Raw genomic sequence first — 19,100 nt, 5'->3', positions numbered from 1 at the left:
ATGCCCTTCGCCGATGAGCTGATCGGTGTTCCCGCGGTTCGCGCACTGGTCACCGCCCTGCGGGTGGTGTCGCCGCGCGCGAGGCTGTCCCGGGTTCGCCAGGCCGAGACCTCGTTGGCACCGCTGGCGCTCAGGGAACGCAGCGACCTCATCCGGGACGCGCTGCTCGCCGACCTGCCGGGCGACTACGCCTCGTTCGCGCGCACCGTGCGTGCCGCGGCGGCCGAGGCGCCGACCTTCACCGGGTGGCTGATCTGGCCGGTCACCAGCGCCGTCGCGGTGAAGGCGGTCGAGGAGGGCGGGGTGGACGCGTTCGACGACGCCCTCGCCCTGCTGGCGGAGCTGACACCCCGGCTGACCTCGGAGTTCGCGCTGCGCACCCTGCTCGCCGCAGACCTCGGGCGGGCGCTGGCCGCGATCGGGCACTGGACCCGGTCGGAGTCGGCGGACGTGCGCCGGCTCGCCTCGGAGGGAACACGCCCGCTGCTGCCGTGGGCCGTCCGCGTGCCCGGCATCCTCGCCGAGCCCGAGGCGACGCTGCCGATCCTGAACGCGCTCTACCGGGACGAGAGCGAGTACGTGCGGCGGTCGGTCGCCAACCACCTCAACGACATCAGCCGCCGCGACCCGGACCTCGTCGTCGCGACCGCGGCCGCCTGGACGGCCGCGCCGGACGCCAACACCGGCGGCGTCGTGCGCCACGGCCTGCGCACGCTCGTCAAGCAGGGCCATCCCGGCGCGCTGGAACTGCTGGGGTTCACCTCCGCGGACCTCGACGTGACCGGCCCGCTGCTCTCCGGCGACACCGTGGCCGTCGGGGAGACGTTGTCGTTCACCGGTTCGGTGCGCAACCTCGGCCAGGAGCCCGCCCGGTTGGTGATCGACTACGTGGTGCACCACCGCAAGGCCAACGGAACGCTCACCGGCAAGACCTTCAAGCTCACCACCCGCACCGTGGCACCCGGCGAGACCTACGAGTTCAGCCGGGCGCACTCGTTCCGGGTGCTGACGACGCGCCGCTACCACCCCGGTCAGCACGCCGTCGAGCTGCAGATCAACGGAGTGCGCTCCGGTCGCGCGGAGTTCGCCCTGACGGCCGACGCCTGACGCGAAAGGGTCCACAGTGGATGCTTCCTGAACCTGGGTGTGCCACACCCAGGAAACGTCGTCCTTCTTCACGTACGAGCCGACGGGTTGACTCGTCCGCGTGGAACACGTTGAAGGAGCGAACAGCATGAAGATCGTTGTCATCACCGGCGGGAGCAGGGGCCTGGGCGCGGCAGCGGCGGTGGCGTGTGCGAACCGCGGCATGGGCGTCGTGGTGACGTACAAGGCGAATCCCGAGGCGGCCGCCCGCGTGGTCGACGAGATCGTCGAGAGCGGCGGCAAGGCGATCGCCCTGCCGCTCGACGTCTCGGACGCGTCGTCGTTCGGCGAGTTCCGCGAGACGGTTCGCCGCGCGGCGCAGGAGGCCTGGGGCGTCGAGAAGATCCACGGCCTGGTGAACAACGCGGGCTACGGGTGTACACACCGATCGAGTCGATGTCCGAAGCGGAGTTCGACTCCCTCTACGCGGTGCACCTCAAGGGCCCGTTCTTCCTGACACAGGCTTTGCTCCCGCTGATCGCGGAAGGCGGTGCCATCGTGAACATGGCGAGCGCCACCTCGCGGGTGGCGACGCCCGGCGTGGCTCCGTACGCGAGCTTCAAGGGCGGTGTCGAGGTGTTGACGCGGTACATGGCGAAAGAGTTCGGCGAGCGGCGGATCCGGGCGAACGCGATCGCGCCGGGAGCCATCCGCACGGAACTGGGTGGTGGGCTGACGCCGGAGTTCGAGGCGGCGCTGGCGGCGGAGACCGCTCTGGGACGAGTGGGCGAGCCCGAGGACGTCGGCTCGGTGGTCGCCGCCCTGCTGGCCGAGGAGGGCGGCTGGATCAACGCCCAGACCGTCGAGGTCTCCGGCGGTTACGTCATCTGACCGGTCTGCCGCGCGGGTAGCGTCGTCGGCAGGGGGTAGACATGGCCGGGGTGGCTGTCATCGGGGACGTGGGCGGGCACGCCGAGTTGTTGCGGCGGGCACTGGAGGAGCTGGACGGCGTCGTGATCCAGGTCGGGGACCTGGTGGATCGCGGACCGGACAGCATGGAGGTGCTGGAGGTCGTGGCCTCGCGCCTCGGCCCGGACTGGGTGCAGCTCATCGGCAACCACGAGGCGCAGTACCTGCAGGGCCAGGAGGTGTTCTGGCCCGAACCGTTGCCGGCAGAAGGTGTTGCCCGGTTGCGGGAGTGGTGGCGCGACGGGCGGATGCGGGTCGCGGCGGCCGTTTCGAGCGGTGGTGAGGAGTTCCTGCTGACGCACGCCGGGGTGACGTTGGCTGTGTGGCAGGAGTTGGGCGAGCCGGAGTCGGCGGTCAAGACGGCGGAGCTGCTCAACGAACGGCCTGAGGTCATCTGGCGGATGGGTGTGCACGGGCGTGATCCGGAAACCGGGCCGTTGTGGGCCGAGTCCGGGGCGGCGTTGCACGAGCCGTGGATGCGGTACGGGGGAATCGTGCCGTTCGGACAGATTCACGGGCATTCGACGGTCGACTGGCAGGCGCGGCACGTCCGGGTGCGGGTGAACGGCCGGATGTTCGTCGGCGTGGATCCCGGGCACGGGCGGAGCGGTGCGCAGTCGTGGGCGCCGCTCCGGCTCGACGACGCCGAGGTGCACTGAGGTTTGTCCTGGTTTGGGGCTGTTTCGACCGCGAGCTTTGCCTTGGGGCGACCGGGAAAGCTCGCCGGGCTGGTCAAACGCCGAACTCTTGGTCTATACCAATAATCAGCCGCCGCGACCCCTTGGCCCGAGGAGTTCGTCATGCTGAACAGACTGGTGAAACTGGGTTTGGCCGCCGTCGTCGCGGCGGTGGTGCTGCCCGTCGGGGCGGCGCAGGCGGCAACGGTGTCGTCGGTCGCCCCCTACGTCGACATGGGGGCGTGGCCGACGCCGGTGTTGTCGGACATGGCGAAGAAGGGCGGCGTGAAGAGCTTCACGCTCGGGTTCGTCACGTCGTACGGGTGCAAGGCGAGCTGGTTCGGCGCCTACGACCCTCGGGCCGGGTGGCAGAAGGAGGAGATCCAGAAGCTGCGGGCCGCCGGCGGTGACGTGAAGATCTCCTTCGGTGGCGCGTCCGGCATCGAGCTCGCGTACTTCTGCACCACGCCAACGACTTTGGCCAACGAGTACGACGCCGTGGTGAAGGCGTACTCGCTCAAGTACGTCGACTTCGACATCGAGGGCGCGGCGGTGGTCGACCCGACGACGATCGCCCGGCGCTCGCAGGCGTTGAAGATCCTGCAGGACCGCAACCCCGGCCTGAAGATCTCGCTCACGCTGCCCGTGCTGCCGTCCGGGCTCACGGCGGACGGCGTGAACGTGGTGCGGTCGGCCAAGAACGCCGGCGTGAACCTCGACCTGGTCAACGTCATGGCGATGGACTACTACATGGGTCCGGCTGACCAGGGCGCGCGGGCGATCGCCGCGGCGAAGGCCACGCAGGCCCAGGTCAAGTCGGTGTACGGGTTGTCGGACGCGGCCGCGTGGAAGAAGGTCGGCGTCACGCCGATGCTGGGCGTGAACGACTCGCAGAACGAGATCTTCTACCAGAAGGACGCACGCGCACTCGTGACGTTCGCGAACCAGGTGCACCTCGGCATGCTGTCGTTCTGGGAGCAGGGCCGCGACGCCAACGCGTGCAACGGTGCGCTGTACCGCTGCAACAACATCCCGCAGCAGCCCTACGAGTTCGCCAAGATCTTCGCCGCGTACAACGGTTAGGAGAGCGTCCAGGTGGCCGTGTTGGTGTAGGCACGGCCATCGCGTGTCCCGGTGATCGTCACCGTGTTGGCGCCCGGCCGCAACGTGATCGGCCAGGTGTAGATCCGGTCGGCGGCGGGCGGTTTCGGGATGGCGACGCCGTTCAGGATCAGCTGCACGTCGGAAACCGTGCTGTACGCCCGAACCGTGGTGGCGGCGGCAGTTCGTTGGGTCCAGCGGGCGCTGTTCAGGTGCACGAACGGCGTGTCGGTCCACTGCGACTTGTAGAACCAGAACGCGTCCTTGCGGGTTGCGCGGTCGTAGGTGACGAGACCCTTGTCGTTGCGCCCCAGGGTGTCGCCCTCGGAACGGCTGTCGACCGCGAAGTCGAACATGTTCCACACGAAAGTGCCCCACAGGAACGGCCGCGTCTTGATGTCCGCCCAGTGGTTCTCGTGCACGAGGGTCTGGTACTCCTCGGGGTGCCAGCGCGAGGTCGTCACGGGCGGGCGCGGGTTCTCCTCGTGCTGCACGACGCTGCCGCCCGCGCCGTACTCGCTCAGCGCGATCCTGCGGCCCGGGTCGCGGGCGTGCAGGCGGTCGGCCCAGCCGCCAGGACCGGTGCTGCTGTTGTCGTACCAGCCGTAGTACTTGTTGTAGGCGGCCAGTTCCGCGTGCGACGACACCGGGTCGAGATCGCCGATGTGGCTCGCGTACGTCGAGTGCCTGCCGGAGTCCTCGGCCCGCACCGACGCCGCCAGGTCGCGCAGCAGGTTGTTCGTGGCGGTGTTGCTGGTCTTCTGCTCGTTGCCGATGCCCCAGAACGCGATCGACGGGTGGTTGAAGTTCTGCCGCATCATCTCCAGCAACTGCTGCTGGGCGTTGGCCCGGAACGCCGCGCTGTCGGTGATCTCGTTGACCAGCGGGATCTCGGTCCACACCACGTACCCGCGTTCGTCGGCGAGGTCGTAGACCTGCTCGGCCTGCTGGTAGTGGGCGGTGCGCAGGGCGTTGACGCCCATCTCGTCCATCAGGTCGAAGTCCTGGCGCACATCGGACGGTTTCAGCGCCCAGCCGACGCCGAGCCGGTCCTGGTGCGCGTTCACCCCGTTGAGCCGCACCGACTTGCCGTTCAACGAGAAACCGGTGTTGGCGTCGACGGCGGTGGTGCGCAGGCCGAGTGGTTCGGTGACGACGTCCTTCACGGCACCGGTGTCGGCGTCGATGATCTCCACGCTCGCCCGGTACAGATACGGATCCGCCTTGCCGTTCCAGCGGTGCGGGCGCGCGATCGTGACGGTCTGCACGGTGTCGAACCCGGTGGCGGCGTTGACCGAACGCACCGCAGACGTCGTCTCACCGGCGATGACACCGGCGTGGTCGGCGACGACGGTGCGCACCTTGACGCGGGCCGTCGACGCCCGGTTGTTCCAGGCCTTCGTGGTCACCTCGACGCTCGCGGACGCGTCGGTCAGCGACCGTTGCCGCAGGTAGACGCCAGGTCCGCCGGAGTCGCCCATGCGCACGCCGAGCAGGTCGAGCGCGGTCAGCGAGACGCCGCGGTAGATGCCGCCGAAGAAGGTGAAGTCCGCCGAGATCGGGGCGATGTCGGACTTGGCCGCGTTGTCGGCCTTGACCGCGATCACGTTGTCCTGCCCCAGCTTCAGCGCGGCCGTCGCGTCGAACCGGAACCCGGCGAACCCGCCGCGGTGCTGCCCCAGCTTGGTGCCGTTGACCCACACGTCCGCGACCTGGTTCACGCCGTCGAACTGCAACCACAGCCGTCGTCCCGACAGCGTCGTCGACGGCGTGAAGTGCTTGCGGTACCAGCCAATTCCCCGGTAGTAGTTCGCGCCGCCGTCCTGGCCGTCGGCCGCGTTCCACGTGTGCGGCACGCTGACCTGTGCCCACGACGCGTCGTTGAAACCAGGCGTTTCAGCCCCCTGAACATCGCTGCGCAGGAACTTCCAGCCCGCGGCGAGGTTCACCTGCGCACGGGTCACCGGCGGCACATACGCCGAAGCCGCTGGCACACCAACGAACATGGCCGAGAGCAGGACCAACGGCAGGAGCAACGCCGACAGACGTGTCATGTCCCATGACGCTAGGGGCGGACTGAAAACGGTGTCAACGACGTGAGCTAGTTCCGGTACAACGGGTTCGGGCAGTCGACGTACCGGCTCGCCGCCCCCTCGGCCCGCGTCCAGCGCAGCAACAGGTTCGCCTTCGCCGGAACAACCGGTGAGGCAAGCAATGCGCTCAACAGCTCCGGCGATCCGTGATCACGTGCATAGGCAACGAAGACATCGCGCGCCTCGCCCCACACGTCGATGCCGGGGTGCCGGTCCAGCACCGCACCGGCGATCTCGATCAGGTGGTTGACGATCAGGCAGTACTGGAGCCGTTCCCAGCCCTTGGCCTCGGACACGCCGCGCGACCCGTCGAGTCCGTCCATTGAGGACAGCAGCTCCGCGTGCCGGGGCAGCAGCCGCATGCCCTCCGGGTCGCGGAAGATCGCCTGCACCGGCAGCCCGGCGCCGTCCACACCGACCAGGACGTTCTGCAGGTGGCACTCCATCACGACACCGTGGGCGAAGAACGCGTGCAACACCGGCGGCATCACAACCGAGACGTACTCCCGGAACCACCGCAACGCACCATCGGAATCCAAGCCGTCCAACGGATTCCCGTCGAACCCCTCGCTGATCCCCGCCGCCAGCAACGGGGTCACGCCGGGCAGCACGTGCTGCTGCACGCCGTCGCGCACCACGACGGCCAGACCCTCGAACGACGAAGGAGAGGTCCGGTAGCCGCGGTCGATCAGGAACGACGCACCGGGGAAGACGGAGGAGATGTCCGCGAACACCGGTCTCAGCAGGCGCGCGAGCGGCGGGATCCAGCGCAGGTCGTGCTCCCACAACCGGCGCACGTCGTTGGTGATCTGCACGTCGAGGCTGAACTTGTAGAACAGGTCGGCGGCGGGGTCGTAGACGGTGCGCACCGACGACGTCGGCCACACCTCGTCGCCGAAAGCCTCCCCTTCCAGCCCCAGCAGGGAAAGCTGCCACGGATGCGCCGGCAGCACGCCCGGAGCGAACGGCACCTCGCCGTCGTCGACGAACGCGCCTTCCAGCCGTGCCAGGGGGAAGCTCGCGTGCACCTCGGGTGAGTACGGCAACCACTCCGACGCCGGCAACCCGCCGCGGCCCTTGGGCGCCGGGTGGTACCGGTGTCCCGCCACCAGCGCCTGCTCGGACCGCCGGTAGAGGTCGGCGGGCGGCGCCGTGCGGGCGTCCAGCAGGGCGGCGATGGCCGAGCGCGAGCCCGCGATCTCGTCCAGGAACCCCACCGGCGGGTCCCCGAGCTCCTTGCTGATGAGCACTGCGAGTTCGTGCCACGCCAACGGTTGCCACGAACCGGTGAACACCTCGGGGTCGGACAACCAGCGCCCCTCCCGCGCCCGCAGCAGCGTGCCGGTGCGGGGCAGCCGGAGCGTGCCGTCGGCCCACTCCCCCACCTCGCGGCGCAGGCAGTTCAGCAACGCCGTCGCGGTGATGCCGTCGGGATCAGTGATCGCTTCCACCGGTGTCCGCTTCCCTCTGGCGATGTGTCAGGATCGAATCATTCTGACGCACACGCCGATCGAGTCCGACTTCCTCGCCGCCCTGGACGAAAACCGCGCCGAAAGATTCCTCGCGGAGCTGCCGAGGGCCCGTGCGGCCGTTCTCGCACGCCTGCGCCGGGCGTTCACGATCGAACCGTTGCCGCAGGTCAGAGCCGACCCTGCCGCCTTCGACCACCCGGTCGACCTCCTCGTCGCACAACGCTGGCCCCGCGCGGAGAACCTGATTCGTGAGGTCGCCCACAGCGTGGCCGGACTGGCCCTGTCCCGCACAACGAGCCCGCTCGTCACGCCATTCCTCGACAGGACCCTGGAAGAGCACGAGCAGAGCGTCGTGGACGGCCACCCGTTGCACCCGTGTTGCCGCAACCGCACGGGGTTCACGGCAGCGGACCACCTCGCGTACGGCCCTGAACATCGCCCGATCGTGCGACTTGTCCTGCACCCGGCGGCAGACCACGTGACGTTCGGCGACTGGCCGGACGACCTCCGCGACGGCGACCGGGTCCTGCTGCCGGTGCACCCCTGGCAGGCGGCCCGGCTGGGGTTGAGCACCGCGGGCACCCTCGACGCCAGCCCGCTGATGGCGTTGCGCACGCTCTCGGCCGGTCCCTGGCACGTGAAGACGACGCTGAGCGCCCAGATCACCTCGGCCGTGCGGGACATCTCGGCGGGCTCGATCACCACCGCCACGACCGTCTCGGAGTTCCTGAACTCGGCCGTCGAGGGCATCGAACTGCAGCACAACAGGGCATCCGCCGCCGTCCTCACCGACGGCGAACCGGACAGGACCCTCGGCGTGATCCTCCGAGACCGCCTCGTGCCACGCGACGGCGAAACCCTGCTGCCCCTGGCCGCACTGCGCCACCACACGATCCCCGACCCCGTCGAGTGGCTCGCGGAGTTCGCCGAACTGACCGTGCCGCCGCTGATGACGCTCCTCGCCCGCGGCGTCGCCCTGGAGGCGCACGAGCAGAACCTGGTGCTGGGCCTGGTGAACGGCAGGCCCAGCCGGGTGATCTACCGCGACCTCGCCGACATCCGCGTCAGCCCCCGCCCCGACCTGCCGACGCGCCTGCACGCGGACCCGGAAGCGTTGCGCACCAAGACGTTCGCGACGTTCTTCGCCACCGCGCTGACCGGCCTGATCGGCACCCTCGACGCCGACCCGGCCGAGCTGTGGGCCGTGGTGGCCAAGACGGTCCCTGCCACCCCTGACCGGCACGCGCTGCTGCACGACCCGTTGCCCACCAAGCCGCTCACCCTGATGCGCCTCGACCCCGACACCCAGCGATGGGCGTACCTGCCGAACCCGTTCAGGGCTTGAGCAACGCCTCCCGGTGCTGCCACGCCAGCGACAGCAGCGCGGCACCGGCGGCCTGGGTGGGTTCGCGGTGCACGAACCGTTCGACGTTCGCAGCGGTGAACGGCAGCCCGCGCAGCACCTGGCCCTCTTCGTTGTGGGACACCAGCTCCCCGAACAACGCGTCGAACCGGGAGGCCTCGATCACCGCCACCGTCAGCATGTCCGTGGCGAACGTCAACGGATCCACGCCCATCCCAAGGTAGAACACCCGCGCCGCCTCGGTCAGCTGCTGCGCGAACGGCCACGCGCCGTAGTCCACCGAGTGGATCTCCTCCGCGCCCAGCATCTCCTCGGCGAACTCGCGGATCATGCAGTGCCACAACGAGAAGTCGGCTTCGGACGTCCCCTGGAACACCCCGACCGGCAGCACCTGGAACATCCCACCGGCGTGCCCGACCCGTTTCGGGTCCCGCCAGTGCAGGTAGAACGTCGCCTCGCCGGAGACCTCGTCGTGCCGCAGGGTGAGGGTGCTGATCGCGACGTTCACCGGCCGCCGCCGCGGGTCGCACGGATCACCGACGGCCGCCCGCAACGGCAGCCCGGCCTGTCCCGCGTACTCGTGTGCGCAGGCCTCGCCGACGTCGATGCCGTCGAAGTAGGTGCCGAGCCCGAACGTCAGGTGCCGCCCGGTGAAGCCGAGCAGCCGGTAGGTCTCGCGGTTCTGGAACACCGCCGGGGACGCGAGCGCGGCCATCGCGGCGGAGTAGCTGCCGAACCCGTCGGGCACCGCGGCCACCGGCAGCGCGGGCAGCTCGGGCGACTCCCGCCGTTCGAGGGTCAGCTCGGCCAGCGGCACCGGCTCGGCGGGCATCCAGTCCGGGGACGTCAGCAGCGGCGTCCCGGCGACCCTGGGCACGTCCGGGTACTCGGCGACGGCCTCGACGGCCAGCCGGTGACGGTGTTCGAGCAGGTGGGCGCGCACGGCGAGCCACTCGGCGGACGTCGGCATGCGCTCATTGTGCTGAACTCGTGCCGTGCTGGAGAAATTCGACCTGGAGGTCTACGAGTGGTCGGTGGGGAAGCTGCGCCGGCTCGCCCACCTGCACCGGTTCCGCTGGACGCTCGGCGAGGCGCTGTACTTCCTCGCCTGGCACACGCAGGCCGCCGAGGTCGGCGCGGAGCACGCCCTCGACGTCTACCGCAGGGCAGCTGACATGACTGAATGACCGGGCCGCTTCTTGACCCGGTCTTTCGCGTTGTCAGGCCGTCAGGCCCGCCAGCGCCGGGACGCGTAGACGACTTCGCCCACCGCCCGGGCCAGGCTTCCGTCGGCGTCGACGTGACTCTCGTGGTGCTCGGCCGGCAGTGGCTGGGCCACCTGCGGCGGAGCCTCGTACGGGTCGCTGTCTTCCCAACGCAGCCTGCGCGCTGTCTTCACGAACGCGATCGCCGCAGCCAGCAGCAGCACCCCGACCACGGCCGGCCACAGGACCGATTCCGCGACCGCGATGGCGAACTGGACCTGGGCCACCACGACGAACACGACGGTCAGCCCGACCACCGACCACGGCGCCGATCTGCTGTCGTGTCTGCGCTGGGAGGCACCGGTTGCCCCCATTGGCGTCACCTCCACCGATGTTGCCTCGGACATCGGCGATTGATCGCGCGGAGTTACAGGGCCAAGGGTACTCCTCGGTCGTTTGGTTGCAGACCGTCACCTTCCGGACATCCGCCCACCAGCGCGAAACCGCTGCACAACGCGTGCGCGATTCACTCGGTGGTGTGATCATCAACTCGTGTCAGCACTCCACGCGGGAGACCCCGCCTCGTTCGCCTCCGACGTCCTCGACGAGGGTCCGGCCGAACTCGAGTTCGTGCCCGGAGTCGCGTCGAGCCGGCCCACCAAGACGGCCGCCGGCGGCGCGCTGATCCGTGATTCCACCGGACGCGTGCTGTTCGTCGTGCCGACCTACAAGGCGGTGCTGGACATTCCGGGCGGCATGACCGAGGACGACGAATCACCCAAGGCCGCGACGCTGCGGGAGATCCAGGAGGAACTCGGGGTCACGCTCTCACTGGGAGGGTTGCTGGTGGTCGACTGGACGCCCCGCAACGGCGTCTGGCGCGACTGCCACCAGTTCGTGTTCGACGGCGGCGTGCTCGACGACGCCCGCGCTCACGACCCGGAACTCGCGGGCGTCGTCTACCTGACCCTGGACGAGGCGAAGGACCGGATCTACCCGTCGCTGCACCGCCGGCTCACACTTGCCGTCGCGGCACAGGAGAGCGGTTCCACGAAGTACGCCGAGTTCGGCCGGGAGGTCTGATGCGGATCGTCTCGCTGCTGCCCGCCGCGACCGACATCGTCGCGGAGCTCGGACTGCTCGACCACCTGGTGGGCCGCACCCACGAGTGCGACTGGCCGGCGGGCGTCGAGACCGTGCCGGTCGTCACCAGCACGGGCATCGACCAGAACACCGCCAGCAGCCGGGAGATCAACACCACCGTCCACCACGGCTCGTCGCTCTACGGCCTCGACGCCGGCCTGCTGCACGACCTGAAGCCGGACGTGATCCTCACCCAGGACCTCTGCGACGTCTGCGCGATCTCCTACCGCAAGGTGAGCGACACGGTCCGGCTGATGGACATCGGCCCCACCGTCCTGAGCCTCGAACCCTCCACTGTGGACGAGGTGCTCGGTTGCCTCAGGACCGTCGGCGACGTCCTCGGCGCCGACAGCACCGACAAGATCGCCGCGCTGCGCCACCGCATCGACGTGATCGCGAACCGGACCAGGGACCTCGAACGGCCGCGGGTCGCCGCGATCGAGTGGCTCGACCCGGTGTGGCCGGCGGGCCACTGGGTGCCGGAGCAGATCACCTTCGCCGGTGGCACCCCGTTGCTCGCCGAACCCGGTGAGCACACCGTCCCATCACCTGGCAGGCCGTGCACGACGCGCGCCCGGACGTCGTCCTGCTGATGCCGTGCGGCTTCCCGCCGGAACGGACGATGCGGGAGCTGCCGGACGAACCGCTGCCGCCGACGTGGGTCCTCGATGGACCGTCGTACTTCAACCGGCCCGGCCCGCGGGTCGTGCGCGGCGTCGAGGTCCTGGCCCACGTCCTGCACGGCATCGGCGAGGTGACCACCCAGGAGGCAACTAAGCTCCAGTCATGGACCTGAGCGCGTTCCCCCGAGTCGCACTGGGCAACTGGCCGACCCCGCTCGAAGCCGCACCGAGGCTCGCGGCCGCGCTCGGCAGCCCGCCCGTGCTGATCAAGCGCGACGACGTCAACGGCCTCGGCGCGGGCGGCAACAAGCTGCGCAAGCTCGAGTTCCTGCTCGGCCAGGCGATCGAGCAGGGCGCGGACACGATCATCACGTTCGGCGCGTTGCAGACCAACCACGGCCGGCAGACCGCGGCGGCGTGCGCGAAGCTCGGGCTCAAGTGCGAACTCGTGCTCACGGCCAAGGTGCCGATGACGGGCGATGCCTACGAGCGGTCCGGCAACGTCGTGCTGGACCACATGTTCGGCGCCACCGTGCACGTCTGCCAGACCGCCGAGGAGGCCGTCGCCACCTACGAGCGGATCAACCACGACAAGGCCGTCACGCTGCCCGTGGGCGGCTCGAACGGCCTCGGCGCGCTCGGCTACGTCGCCGCCGCGGTCGAACTCGTCGGGCAGCTCAACGAGCGCGGCATCGACAACGCCACCATCGTCGTCCCGGACGGCTCGGGCGCCACGGCCGCAGGTGTCGCGCTCGGCACCGAACTGCTCGGCTGGCCCGGCACCGTGCACGCGGCGAGCGTCTCGCACACCGCCGAGGACGCCACGAACGAACTCCACGTCCTGGCGACCGCCGCCGCCGAACTCCTCGGCGAGCCCGCGCCGAAGCTCGCGCACGTCACCGTCACCGACGACACGATCGGGGCGGGCTACGGCGTGCCGACGCCGGAGATGTGGAGCGTGCTGAAGCTCTTCGCCGAGACCGAGGGCGTGCTGCTCGACCCGGTCTACACCGGCAAGGCCGCGGTGAAGTTCCGCGAGATCGCACCGGAGTCCGACGTGCCGCTGGTGTTCCTCCACACAGGTGGTCTTCCGGGCTTCTACGGCTACGCGCCGGAGGCAGTGGCCGCGTTCTGACCGGCGTGATCAGTACTCTGGACGGCGTGACCGATCTGGCCGACCACCTGAGTGTGCTGCGTGATCTCGAACGGCGTTTGCTCGTCTACAAGTTCGCGATCGAGGAGCTCATGACGAAGCTCCGCATCCTCAGCGAGGAGTTCGACGCGGTCCACCACCACGACCCGATCGAGCACATCAGCAACCGCGTCAAGAAGCCCGAGGGCATCCTGGAGAAGCTGCGGCGCAAGGGCTTCCCGCTCGAACTCGACACGATCGGCGACTGGCTCGACGACATCGCGGGCGTGCGCGTCGTCTGCCCGTTCGTCTCGGACGTGTACCGCGTGAGCGAGATGCTGGCGCGTCAGCACGACGTGGAGATCCTGCGCACCAAGGACTACATCGCGCAGCCGAAGCCGAACGGCTACCGCAGCCTGCACCTCATCGTGCGCATCCCGGTGTTCCTGTCGGACCGGGTCGAGCACGTCAAGGTCGAAGTGCAGCTGCGGACCATCGCCATGGACTTCTGGGCGACGCTGGAGCACAAGCTCTTCTACAAGTACGACGACAGCCCGCCCGCGGAGTTCGTGGGCGAGCTGATGTCGACCGCGATGATCGCGGCACAGCTGGACGACCGGATGGAGACGCTCCACCGGCGCATCCACCCCGACTAGTTCTTGGTGATCTCCAGCTGCAGCTCGGTCACCCAGTCCGCCGGGTCACCCTCGCCGTAGTTCAGGTACACCTCGCGGGCGAACCCGTTCTGCTTGTACCCGTGCGCCTCGATCCACTCCGCCACGGCCTGGTACGACGTGTCGACGTCGTCCATGGTGCCGCGGTGCACGATCGTCGCCGCCTCCCCCAGCGCGGGCAGGTCCACGACGTCGAAGTCGTACCCGGCGGACGGGTCGACCGCCACGGTCACCCCGGCGTGCACGACGACGGCGTCCCCGTCAGCGGGTTCGTAGGTGGCGATGCCGTACCCGGACGGCTGGACGCCCACGCGCCCCAGGCGTTCGAAGAGCTGCGGGTAGAGCGGCTGGATGACCGGGCCGATGTCCTCCGGGCCGTACGAGGCGGCGGTGGCGGACAGCCGGGCCACCCGGACGGCGGGGACGGGCTTCACGATGATCTCGTCGGTGGGCATGGCGCCCTCTCTTTCGATGACGCGGAGACGTGCCTCGACCCGGCGCAGGCGGAACTCGTCCGCGAGGATCTGCTGCCGCAGCTCGGCTCGCCGCAACGACAGCATGCCGTGCAACTGTTCGACGGAAAGCTTTTCGTCGAGCACGACACCGACCTGGTCGAGCGTCAGGCCGAGGTCCTTCAGCGCGAGCAGGCGGTTGAGGCGTTGCAGCTGGGCGGCGGTGTAGAAGCGGTAGCCCGTGGACGGGTCGACGTGCGCCGGTGGGAGCAAGCCGACCGCGTCGTAGTGGCGCAGCATCCGCACCGACACGCGCCCCAGATGGGCGAAGTCTCCGATGGTGAACATGACTGCTCCTGTGTAGGGGCTGACACGGTGTGAGAGTCAAGAAATGATGGTTTGGGCAACGCACCGGGTGGGGATCCTGGGACGTTGACGAGAGGTGGCACATGACGTTCGCACATCCGGCGCTGTTCTACAGCGATGACGACTCCTACATCGACGGGACCGTCCCGTTCGTCGTGGAGGGTCTCGCGAACGCCGAACCGGTCGCCGTGGCGGTGCCGAGCAGGAACCTCGGGCTGCTGCAGGAGGCGCTCAGCGGGTTCGCCCACCTCGTGACGTTCATCGACATGGCGGACACCGGCCGCAACCCCGGCCGGATCATCCCCGAGCTCCGCGCGTTCGCCGACCGGCACCGCGGGGCCGTCCGGATCATCAGCGAGCCGGTGTGGGACCTGCGCACCGACGTCGAGTACCCGGCGTGCGCGCTGCACGAGGCGCTGGTCAACTACGCGTTCAGCGGACGTGACCTGAGCATCCTGTGCCCGTACAACACCACGAACCTCACCCACGACGTCCTGGCCGACGCCGAGAAGACCCACCCCGTCGTGATCGACGCGAGCGGCCACCGCCCCAGCGACCACTTCCACCCCGCACGCGTGGTCGTCGCCGCCCACTCCCTGCCGCTGTCCATTCCCGTGGACGCGGTGAGCACCTCCGTCGGCGCCGGCGCGATGGCGGCGGTGAGGGCGTTCGCCCGTGAACAAGCAACCAAGCACGGACTCGCATCGGACAGAGTTGACGACTTCGCGCTCGCCGTGACCGAGCTCGCGACCAACAGCGTGCGGCACGGCGGCGGCGAGAGCACGGTCCGGGTGTGGGCGGAAAGCAGAAGTATTGTTTGCCAAGTCAACGACAACGGCCACATCACCGATGTTCTGGCTGGCCGCACCCCTGTTCACGCAAACGAACCAGGCGGTCGCGGTCTGTTGCTTGTCAACCGTTTGGCGGACCTTGTCCGCACCCAAACGACGTCAAGCGGCACCGCAATCCAAGTCAGATTCGATCTGACTGACAAAAAGGCGACTTGATCCACATACATTTGGGCGATCTCGTTATAGCTTGAGCACGTGCACGACGAGGAAGCGACGGAAATCGGTTACACGGGGGCTCGATTCGGGTCTCCGGCGACCCGCAGACGGCTGCACGCCGACGGAAGTGGAGACTTCAACGGCGCGGAGACGCAACAACTGCCCCGTCAGCAACCGTTGCGCCATCGCCCACCGGAACCGCCACCGGAGTGGCCTGTGCAAGAGGACGAAGCACCAGAGGTCCCCGCGAGGGACAGTTCGCTGATCCGCCCCTACGCCAGAACCGGCGGCCGCACGACGGCCCGTCACGACCTTCGCCTGGAGACACTGCTCTCGACCGACGAGGACCGGCTCTACCGCGCGAACAACGACCAGGCGGCGATGATGCGGCTGTGTTTGCAGCCGCGGTCGGTCGCCGAGATCTCGGCGCTCATGAAGATCCCGCTCGGCGTCACGCGGGTGCTGCTGAGCGACCTGATCACGCTGAACCTGGTCGCGGTGCACGAACCGAGCGACAAGCCGAACATCGCTCTGCTCGAACGCGTGCTGTCCGGGTTGCGCAAGTTGTAACCCGTTCGCCAGCGCGCGAGATCACGTCTGGTCGCCGATAATTCTCCCGTGGCGACCTCCAGCGACGAGACCCCGAAGACGCCGGTCACGGACCCGATCCCGACCGATCGCGAGTCCGTTCCGCCCGCTGTCCCGCCTGCTCCGGCGGCCGCACCGAAGAAGCTGCGGCCGACCCGGATCAGCGGCACCTGGGTCGCCGTGCTGGTGGCGATCGTGGTGCTGACGTTCCTGCTGGTCTTCATCCTGCAGAACGGCGACAACGCGACGATCCACTTCCTGTGGGGCGAGTTCAGCCTCCCGCTGGGCGTCGCGCTGCTGTTCGCGGCGATCGGCGGGGCGTTGCTGGTCGCGATCGTCGGGGCTGCCCGCATCCTGCAGCTGCGCCGTCAGGCCAAGCGCGTCACTGGTCGTCCCTCGACCTCATCACCAGTTCGACCCGTGAGCTGATCCCGAGCTTGCGGAAGATCTTGCGCAGGTGGAAGTTCACCGTGTGCGGTGACATGAACAACTGCGTCGAGATCTGCCGGTTGGTCTGACCCTTCGCCACCAGGTTCGCGATCGCCCGTTCGGTGTCGTCCAAACTGGACCATCCGGACGCAGGTCGCGCCGGGGCGGCCCGCCGCCTGCGGCCGAGCTTGCGCAACCGGCCGAGCACCCGCGCGCTGTCGCGGGACGCGCCGATCTCCCGGTAGATCGCGAGCGCGTTCTCCAGCGCCCGCACCGACTCCGCCCGGTCCGGTGAGCCGGTCAGCAGCACGCCGAGGTCCTCGGCCGCGTTCGCCCGCGCCCAGAGGTCGCGGTGCTGCTGCGCGGCCAGTTCCAGCAGTTTCGCGTCGGCGTCGAACAGGCCGCGCGCGTGCACCGCGGCCGCTGCCACCGCCGGGAAGCCCGGATGTTGTTCGGCGAGCCGTTCCGCGCGGTCCACCACGGCCTTCGCGAGTCGTTCGTCGCCGGCCTCCAACGCCCGGCGGGTGAACCACCCGGCGGCGCGCGGTTCCTCGGCGAACAGGCCCGACGACACCAGCGCCGGGTACTCGTCGGTGAGCAGGGCCAGGGACTTCTCGAGGCCGGAGCCGACGTAGGTGACGAGCACGTCGGTCCACTGGTAGTAGGCGCGGGAGAAGATGATCCCGTCGGCGGAGACGTGGTCGCGGCAGCGTTCGACGTGCTCGATCGCCGCGGGCAGGTCGCCGGTGTGGATCGCGACCATCGCGAGCACCGCCAGCGCGGGCGCCACGACGGTCTCGTGCCCGGTCTCCTCGGCGACGGTCAGCGCGGCGCGGGCCTCGACGGCCGCCTCCTCGATCCGTCCGGCCTGCAACAGGATCCTGGCCTGCACGACCGCGGTCATGACCTCCCTGGTGACGACCGCGGACGGCCCGCTGCGCACCCGGCGCACCACGGTGTCGGCGTCGGCGAACTCGCGCAGCCCGGCGAGCAGGGTCGCGAGCAGCAGCTGGGGGTAGGCGCTGAGGTCGTGCGAGGTGCTCGACTGCGCGGCCTCGCGGGCGAGTTCCAGTGCGGCGCCGGGCTGGCCGGTGTCGCGGGCGATCGCGGCCAGCACCGCGAGCGCCGTCGCCAGCACGTCGTCCGGCGAGCCCTGGTGGGTGCGCACGACGACCTCGGCGAGTTCCTCCGCGCGCCGCCGGTCGTGCCCGAGCAGGCCCATCAGCCGGGTGATCTCCACCCACGGCACGAGTTCCGGGGCCAGGTCGGGTTCGCGCAGCAACGCCTCGGAGATCTCCAGCGACTCCTCGTGCCGGGCGCCGAGCAGCAACGTCGTGGCGACGCAGTGCCGCAACTTCGCGGCGGGTTCCGGGGACACCTGGCGGGACAACGCCTCTTGGGCGAGGGCCTGCGCGGCGGTGAGCTTGCCGGCGGCGGTGAGCGCTCGCACCGCCATGACCGTGCGGTGGACCAGCGAAGCAGACGCTTGGTCGGTGAGTTCCAGCGCGCGCACCGCGAGTTCGGCGGCGGCCTCCGGGGCGTTCCACAGCACGGCTTTCGCGGCCGCGACGAGGCCGTCGATGGACCGGGCGTCGCCGCGCTGGGCGCCGTGCAGCAGGTGTTTGGCGGCGATGACGGCGGAATCCCCGCGCCCCAGCAGCATTTCCCCTGCCTCGCGGTGCAGGGCTCGGCGCACGGGCTGCGGCACGGAGTCGACGACCAGGCGCCAGAGCAGGTCGTGCCGGAACGCGAGCCTGTCGTCGAGCGAGGTCACGACGCCGGCGCCGATGACCTCGTCCAGCGCGGGCAACAGGATCGCGGTGCTCGACGCGAGCATCTCCGCCACGTCACCGGGTTCGAAGCGCGGACCGAGCACGGACGCGACCTGCAACAGGTGCCTCGCCTTGCCGCTCAACGCACTCACGCGGTCACGCAGCAACGCCTCGGTGGCGCGCGGGGAACGGTCGGTGCGCAACGCGGCGACCTCGTTCGCGACCACGACCTGCCCGTCCTGGGCCAGCGCGGCGAACAGCCCGAACAACGCGGCCGGATTGCCCTGCGCGGTCGAGGCAAGCGCTTTCAGGTCCTGGTCGGGAACACCGCCCGCGAGATCGGTGACGAGGTCCTCGACCACGTTGTCCGCCAACGGACGCAGGTCGATCCGGACAGCACCTCGTCCCGCGGCGGCGGCGAACAGGCGGTCAGCGCCCTCGCCGCGGCGGCGAGCGAGCAGCCAGACGACCTTTTCGTGGGTGGAGGCGGGTAACAACGCGCGCAACGCGGCGAGCGTGCCGGGTTCGGCCAGGTGGAGATCGTCGAGGACGACGAGCGTCGGGCCGTCCGGTTCCCGTTCGGCCAGGCGTGCCAGCAGAAACGGCTGGTCCAGCTCGTCCTGGGCGGTGGCGACCGCGAACCCGCGGCGTGCGGCGAGGGCGGCGATCTCGGCCAGCAGCCGGGTCTTCCCGGTTCCGGCCGCGCCGTCGACGAGCACCACCCCGGTGCCCGCGCTCAGCACACCGTTCAGGAGGTCCCGTTCTCCCTCACGGCCGCGGAACACCCCGTCACGATTCCCCGACACGCATTTTCCTTTCGCTCCGCGGCGGCGGAGAACAAGCGCTGCATTACCACAACGACCTGCGCGGCGACCACCCCCGAGCCGTCGCGTCTAGCCCGTTGGGATGACCTCACGGGCTGATCGTGAAGCTGCCGCTACCCATTCG

Annotated in this window: 19 protein-coding genes and 1 pseudogene; 14 read left to right on the top strand and 6 right to left on the bottom strand. The window is 69.6% G+C overall.

All coding sequences use genetic code 11. From position 1 onward, the window contains the following. The 4 genes and pseudogenes from JNUCC0626_RS46685 (at position 1) to JNUCC0626_RS46670 (ending at position 3,815) form a co-directional block, all read left to right on the top strand. Complete coding sequence (locus JNUCC0626_RS46685) at positions 1–1,107, top strand: DNA alkylation repair protein (RefSeq protein WP_394617023.1); 1,107 nt, start codon at positions 1–3, stop codon at positions 1,105–1,107. 127 nt (positions 1,108–1,234) lie between these two features. Continuing rightward, positions 1,235–1,977, top strand: a pseudogene (locus JNUCC0626_RS46680) (SDR family NAD(P)-dependent oxidoreductase). 41 nt (positions 1,978–2,018) lie between these two features. Beyond that, a complete protein-coding gene (locus JNUCC0626_RS46675) occupies positions 2,019–2,714 on the top strand; it encodes a metallophosphoesterase (protein WP_394617022.1) in 696 nt (231 codons plus the stop codon). 141 nt (positions 2,715–2,855) lie between these two features. Continuing rightward, entirely contained in the window at positions 2,856–3,815 is a 960-nt protein-coding gene (locus JNUCC0626_RS46670) for a chitinase (RefSeq protein WP_394617021.1), read from the top strand. Here the strand turns inward: JNUCC0626_RS46670 and JNUCC0626_RS46665 are convergent. Then, on the bottom strand, positions 3,812–5,887 hold the full coding sequence (locus JNUCC0626_RS46665) for a glycoside hydrolase family 2 protein (protein ID WP_394617020.1): 2,076 nt from the start codon (positions 5,885–5,887) through the stop codon (positions 3,812–3,814). The two genes, JNUCC0626_RS46670 and JNUCC0626_RS46665, sit on opposite strands and share 4 nt — an antisense overlap. 47 nt (positions 5,888–5,934) lie before the next feature. After that, complete coding sequence (locus tag JNUCC0626_RS46660; protein ID WP_394617019.1) at positions 5,935–7,377, bottom strand: IucA/IucC family protein; 1,443 nt, start codon at positions 7,375–7,377, stop codon at positions 5,935–5,937. Positions 7,378–7,399: 22 nt separating this feature from the next. Between JNUCC0626_RS46660 and JNUCC0626_RS46655 the strand changes: the two genes are divergently transcribed. Beyond that, a complete protein-coding gene (locus JNUCC0626_RS46655) occupies positions 7,400–8,743 on the top strand; it encodes an IucA/IucC family protein (protein WP_394617018.1) in 1,344 nt (447 codons plus the stop codon). On the opposite strand, the gene JNUCC0626_RS46650 is transcribed toward JNUCC0626_RS46655, so the two are convergent. After that, positions 8,733–9,731 (bottom strand): hypothetical protein, encoded by a 999-nt coding sequence (locus tag JNUCC0626_RS46650; protein WP_394617017.1) that lies wholly within the window; start codon positions 9,729–9,731, stop codon positions 8,733–8,735. The two genes, JNUCC0626_RS46655 and JNUCC0626_RS46650, sit on opposite strands and share 11 nt — an antisense overlap. Positions 9,732–9,756: 25 nt before the next feature. On the opposite strand from JNUCC0626_RS46650, the gene JNUCC0626_RS46645 reads away from it, so the two are divergent. Next, entirely contained in the window at positions 9,757–9,948 is a 192-nt protein-coding gene (locus JNUCC0626_RS46645) for a hypothetical protein (RefSeq protein ID WP_394617016.1), read from the top strand. Between the two features lie 41 nt (positions 9,949–9,989). Here the strand turns inward: JNUCC0626_RS46645 and JNUCC0626_RS46640 are convergent, their stop codons facing one another. Beyond that, positions 9,990–10,340, bottom strand: coding sequence for a hypothetical protein (locus JNUCC0626_RS46640; RefSeq protein ID WP_394617015.1), 351 nt, complete (start codon positions 10,338–10,340; stop codon positions 9,990–9,992). A gap of 178 nt (positions 10,341–10,518) precedes the next feature. On the opposite strand from JNUCC0626_RS46640, the gene JNUCC0626_RS46635 reads away from it, so the two are divergent. From JNUCC0626_RS46635 to JNUCC0626_RS46615, 5 genes are read left to right on the top strand one after another with little or no spacing between them, the layout of a single operon-like run. Beyond that, positions 10,519–11,049: an NUDIX domain-containing protein gene (locus tag JNUCC0626_RS46635; protein ID WP_394617014.1), complete on the top strand. Its 531-nt coding sequence runs from the start codon at positions 10,519–10,521 to the stop codon at positions 11,047–11,049. Continuing rightward, on the top strand, positions 11,049–11,702 hold the full coding sequence (locus JNUCC0626_RS46630) for a cobalamin-binding protein (RefSeq protein WP_394617013.1): 654 nt from the start codon (positions 11,049–11,051) through the stop codon (positions 11,700–11,702). The genes JNUCC0626_RS46635 and JNUCC0626_RS46630 overlap by 1 nt, the downstream gene beginning before the upstream one ends. Then, on the top strand, positions 11,669–11,905 hold the full coding sequence (locus tag JNUCC0626_RS46625; protein ID WP_394617012.1) for a hypothetical protein: 237 nt from the start codon (positions 11,669–11,671) through the stop codon (positions 11,903–11,905). The genes JNUCC0626_RS46630 and JNUCC0626_RS46625 overlap by 34 nt, the downstream gene beginning before the upstream one ends. Further along, on the top strand, positions 11,896–12,867 hold the full coding sequence (locus JNUCC0626_RS46620; RefSeq protein WP_394617011.1) for a D-cysteine desulfhydrase family protein: 972 nt from the start codon (positions 11,896–11,898) through the stop codon (positions 12,865–12,867). The genes JNUCC0626_RS46625 and JNUCC0626_RS46620 overlap by 10 nt, the downstream gene beginning before the upstream one ends. Before the next feature lie 26 nt (positions 12,868–12,893). Continuing rightward, positions 12,894–13,520, top strand: coding sequence for a GTP pyrophosphokinase (locus JNUCC0626_RS46615; RefSeq protein WP_394617010.1), 627 nt, complete (start codon positions 12,894–12,896; stop codon positions 13,518–13,520). On the opposite strand, the gene JNUCC0626_RS46610 is transcribed toward JNUCC0626_RS46615, so the two are convergent. Beyond that, a complete protein-coding gene (locus JNUCC0626_RS46610) occupies positions 13,517–14,338 on the bottom strand; it encodes a MerR family transcriptional regulator (RefSeq protein WP_394617009.1) in 822 nt (273 codons plus the stop codon). The genes JNUCC0626_RS46615 and JNUCC0626_RS46610 overlap by 4 nt on opposite strands. A 101-nt stretch (positions 14,339–14,439) precedes the next feature. Between JNUCC0626_RS46610 and JNUCC0626_RS46605 the strand changes: the two genes are divergently transcribed. From JNUCC0626_RS46605 to JNUCC0626_RS46595, 3 genes are all read left to right on the top strand, one after another. Next, positions 14,440–15,363, top strand: coding sequence for an anti-sigma factor RsbA family regulatory protein (locus tag JNUCC0626_RS46605; protein WP_394617008.1), 924 nt, complete (start codon positions 14,440–14,442; stop codon positions 15,361–15,363). A gap of 39 nt (positions 15,364–15,402) precedes the next feature. Next, positions 15,403–15,933 (top strand): DUF742 domain-containing protein, encoded by a 531-nt coding sequence (locus JNUCC0626_RS46600; RefSeq protein ID WP_394617007.1) that lies wholly within the window; start codon positions 15,403–15,405, stop codon positions 15,931–15,933. A gap of 96 nt (positions 15,934–16,029) precedes the next feature. Beyond that, positions 16,030–16,380, top strand: a complete 351-nt coding sequence (locus tag JNUCC0626_RS46595) for a LapA family protein (protein WP_394622253.1) — start codon at positions 16,030–16,032, stop codon at positions 16,378–16,380. Here JNUCC0626_RS46595 and JNUCC0626_RS46590 read toward each other — a convergent pair. Next, positions 16,334–18,958 carry a LuxR C-terminal-related transcriptional regulator gene (locus tag JNUCC0626_RS46590; RefSeq protein WP_394617006.1) on the bottom strand — a complete coding sequence of 875 codons (2,625 nt, stop codon included), beginning with the start codon at positions 18,956–18,958 and terminating at the stop codon, positions 16,334–16,336. The two genes, JNUCC0626_RS46595 and JNUCC0626_RS46590, sit on opposite strands and share 47 nt — an antisense overlap. Between the last annotated feature and the right edge of the window lie 142 nt (positions 18,959–19,100).

It is taken from the genome of Lentzea sp. JNUCC 0626 (assembly GCF_043632865.1).
GTDB lineage: Bacteria > Actinomycetota > Actinomycetes > Mycobacteriales > Pseudonocardiaceae > Lentzea.
This window is presented reverse-complemented; position numbering and strand designations above follow the sequence as displayed.